This window comes from Flavobacterium sp. (assembly GCF_035456085.1).
In the GTDB taxonomy this organism is placed as follows: Bacteria; Bacteroidota; Bacteroidia; order Flavobacteriales; family Flavobacteriaceae; genus Flavobacterium.
In genome coordinates, this window is record NZ_DATIDY010000075.1 from 1 (window position 1) to 3580 (window position 3580).

Sequence of the window (3580 nt, forward strand, 5' to 3'; positions counted from 1 at the left end):
TCTTTTAATTTCATGACCAATAAATTCTTCCAAAGTTTCAAACATTTCATCAACTGAAAGCACTTCAGTATCAGGATGCGATTTTAAAAAAGCAGCATTTAATTGCACCAGATTTTCTTCTAATTTAAAAAAGGTGTCATCATTGTTAAGCAAATCTCTCGTTGGGTTTACGCCATCTAACTTTCCACTTAAAAATTTATTGAGTTTAACACTGCTCATCAAACGTACTTTTTTGGCTTGTGCCTGAAATAATTCCAAATGTTTTTTGGCGCCAATTAAAGCCAAACCTTCTTCGATTAATTCGTTAAGTTCTTTATTCCAACGAGAATTATACACAAATTGTGCAAAGTTACCAGCTGTATATTGAGTTGCATAATAATCCAAATAATAACTCATCAAGGCATCTTCATGAATCAAATCATCATCGATTTTTTCCTCTCGCATCAGGTTGATCACTGAAATATTAGAATTGATAATGTCTTGTGGGTTCTCGCTATTTGAAGCCGTATCCGAAATAATGATTTTGCCGAATTCCATGTCTGTTGTTTTTTATTTAAGAGAATACAAATTTGCAGCAAATTATAAACTAAAACACAAGGATTCTGTTTTTTTATTTGATGAAAAATAAAAAACATTCCTAAAAAACAAACACCGCTTTCTTAAATTATACAACCAACTTCATTTTCAATTAATTCATTAGCTTTGTTATATAAATTCCTATTAATTAACAGACCAATTTTATGAAAAAAATATCTTCAGTTTTATTACTTGGACTCCTTCTTGGTTTAACTTCTTTTACAAAAAAGTCTACCCCGTCAGATGACGGATGGATAAAATTATTAGACAAAAATTTAAGCAAATGGGAAATGTACCTGAGCTATAAACACAAAGACGGCTATTCTGGTAAACTCCCAACAGATGCAAATGGCAAAGAAATTCCGCCAATTGGCTACAACAAGAACGTAAATAATATGTTTACCGTAATTGAAGAAAATAATGAGCCTGTGCTTAAAGTTTCTGGAGAATATTATGGTTGTGTTTTCACTAAAGAAAACTTTAAAAACTACCGTTTAAAACTAAAAGTAAAGTTTGGAAACAAAAAATGGGAGCCTCGAACCAATAAACTAATGGATGCTGGTGTACTATATCATTCACAAGGCGAAGCGGGCGTAGATTATTGGCGTGCATGGATGCTGGCTCAAGAATTTCAGGTTATGGAAGGTCATTTTGGAGATTATTGGAACATTGCCAATTCAGCTATTGACATTCGAGCGTATCTTCCTGAAGGGAGTATGAATGCGGTAGCAGATGAAAGTCAAAATTTTATTCCATTTGGAACAAATACCGAGAATACCGGTTTTTGTATGCGAAAAATGAGAGCCGAAACGCCAAATAACGATTGGACAGAAATGGAACTAGTTTGCTTCGAAGGTAAAAGTCTTCATATCATCAACGGAAAGGTGGTAATGGTTTTGCAAAATTCCCGTTATTTTGACGGTCAAAAATTCCAACCATTAGTAGAAGGAAAAATTCAATTACAAAGTGAAGCCGCTGAAGTTTTCTACAAAGACATTAAAATAAAACCAATTAACAAATTGCCTGCAGAGTTTGAAAACTATTTCAAATAAGTAAAACAACTCTGCATTAGCCACAAAAAAACGGAAATGACTTTTATAAATAAGGTCATTTCCGTTTTTATATCACATCAAAAGATGACGATTAAAAATTGAAATTCATTTATCTAATGAAGACATAGACATTGTTACCATCTTTCAATTTTAATTCAGTAGCTGTAAGGTTAACAATATCATAAGTAGTAGTTACACCATTTACAGTTACTGTAACTTTGCTGTCTCCTCTGTCATACGTTCCTGATACAGTTGTAAGTGCGCAAGGACTTACTGTTGAATCATAATTTCCTGCTACAGCTGTGTTATCAAGCTTTAAATCGATAAAGTCATGATCGCAACCACTTACATTTCCTGGATAGTCTACTAATGTTTCAGCTCCACCGACGTTGGTACCACTTTTAACATATTGCCATTTTCCGACAATTGGAGCAATAGTATCTCCTTCATTTTCATCACTTGAATTACAAGAAGTTGTAAATAAACCTACACTCAATATTAATGCAACTATTAAATTTTTAGTTTTCATGTTCTTTTTATTTAAAATTAATAATGGCTAAATTACCAGTAGAGCGTTTGAAAACTGTTATATAATTATAGAAAATATTTACAATATTATTTTGTGATTATTGCCAAACAACTTTTAACACATTAACATACAGTGGATAACAAATCTATGACACAAAATAGGTTTCAAGAAATTTGGTTAATTCTTCACCTTTTTGTGTGCCGATTAGCAATTTTTTTCCATTTTTTAATTCAAGAGCTAATCCAATACTTCCTGCGATATTGTAAACAATTCCATAAGGAGTAAAGAAGCGAATCCCATAGCCCACAAAACCATACTTCAAAACCTGGGCGGATTTTACCTCATCCCAATTCACCACTTTATTCATTAGTGGAAAAAAATTAATGCTGATTTTATTTTGGTCGATTTGAGTTTTCAATTGAGTAATACGAAATAAAAACAGGATTGTAAACGTAATTATTGCGGCAACAATTAAACTAGTATCCGACATTGGTTTTGTACCAAATTGTTCACCTCGAATAATTTGCTTGTAAATCCCATATACAGGAATAAGCGCTATTACAATCAATATCGTCCAAAGCCACCATTGTGTAAATCTTTGTTCTTCTTTAAATTCGGAATTCATATTCTATTTATAATTTTTAATGAAAGATTGTTGGCTATTTAATCAAAAAAAAAGCAACTCGATTGAGTTACCTTTTCAAAATATTTTAAATTCTTATTTTAAGTTGAAACCGATTACAGCTCCTAAACCAAATTGATAAGAATAGGCATAATCTTGTACCGCAATTGGCCCCCAATATCCCCAATATGTATCGGTACCAGCAGCAGCAATTGTTGAAATTAAATTGGCTTGCAAGCTAACAGAGACACTTGAATTCGTTTTGATTTTTACGCCACCTTTTATTTCCCAGGCAAAATTTGTATCACTTCCACCATAAGGTCCTTCTGTAATTGCCATACCAATTCCTCCTCCTAAATAAGGAACCGCATTACCTCCGGTATCAAAATAATGGTTACCTCCTATTAAAATATAATTGAATGCTCCATCTCCATTTTTGTCTTCATAACCAATAACGCCATTGGGTACGTCAATATCCATAGAGGTATCAAGTCTTAAATATTTAAGCTCAACAGATGATGATTTTTGAGGAAAAAATTCGAATCCACCACCATAAGTGATACCGTCTCCAATTTTGAGATGTCCGTAATCAAAGTTTACATTATTTGAAAAAGTGTAACTAGCGTAAGCATTAAGAATCACTGATCCTCTATCTTGAGCCATTATACCAAATGAAAACAGAAATGCTACTAATATTAAAACATAATTTTTCATAGTTTTGTTGTTTGTTTGTTTCTAACAAATATAAATAAAAAATTAAAAATATTACAAATAATGACCTAAAACCCAAATAGTTACGAT

The 3580-nt window shown here is 32.2% G+C and carries 5 protein-coding genes; 1 reads left to right on the forward strand and 4 read right to left on the reverse strand.

Translation table 11 applies throughout. The annotated features are described in order from the left end of the window. The coding region (locus tag VLC96_RS05700) for a DMP19 family protein (protein WP_325261235.1) at positions 1–537 on the reverse strand (537 nt) is incomplete at its 3' end. A gap of 203 nt (positions 538–740) precedes the next feature. Between VLC96_RS05700 and VLC96_RS05705 the strand changes: the two genes are divergently transcribed. Beyond that, entirely contained in the window at positions 741–1628 is an 888-nt protein-coding gene (locus tag VLC96_RS05705) for a 3-keto-disaccharide hydrolase (RefSeq protein ID WP_325261237.1), read from the forward strand. A 109-nt stretch (positions 1629–1737) separates the two neighbouring features. On the opposite strand, the gene VLC96_RS05710 is transcribed toward VLC96_RS05705, so the two are convergent. From VLC96_RS05710 to VLC96_RS05720, 3 genes are all read right to left on the reverse strand, one after another. Further along, positions 1738–2157: a lipocalin family protein gene (locus VLC96_RS05710; protein WP_325261239.1), complete on the reverse strand. Its 420-nt coding sequence runs from the start codon at positions 2155–2157 to the stop codon at positions 1738–1740. A gap of 145 nt (positions 2158–2302) precedes the next feature. Further along, on the reverse strand, positions 2303–2782 hold the full coding sequence (locus VLC96_RS05715) for a hypothetical protein (RefSeq protein ID WP_325261241.1): 480 nt from the start codon (positions 2780–2782) through the stop codon (positions 2303–2305). 93 nt (positions 2783–2875) lie between these two features. Further along, positions 2876–3493, reverse strand: a complete 618-nt coding sequence (locus VLC96_RS05720; RefSeq protein WP_325261243.1) for an outer membrane beta-barrel protein — start codon at positions 3491–3493, stop codon at positions 2876–2878. Positions 3494–3580: the final 87 nt, after the last annotated feature.

Coding starts and splice junctions, on each gene's coding strand:
- VLC96_RS05710 (WP_325261239.1), bottom strand. CDS start 2,157: ATGAAAACTAAAAATTTAATAGTTGCATTAATATTGAGTGTAGGTTTA.
- VLC96_RS05720 (WP_325261243.1), bottom strand. CDS start 3,493: ATGAAAAATTATGTTTTAATATTAGTAGCATTTCTGTTTTCATTTGGT.
- VLC96_RS05705 (WP_325261237.1), top strand. CDS start 741: ATGAAAAAAATATCTTCAGTTTTATTACTTGGACTCCTTCTTGGTTTA.
- VLC96_RS05715 (WP_325261241.1), bottom strand. CDS start 2,782: ATGAATTCCGAATTTAAAGAAGAACAAAGATTTACACAATGGTGGCTT.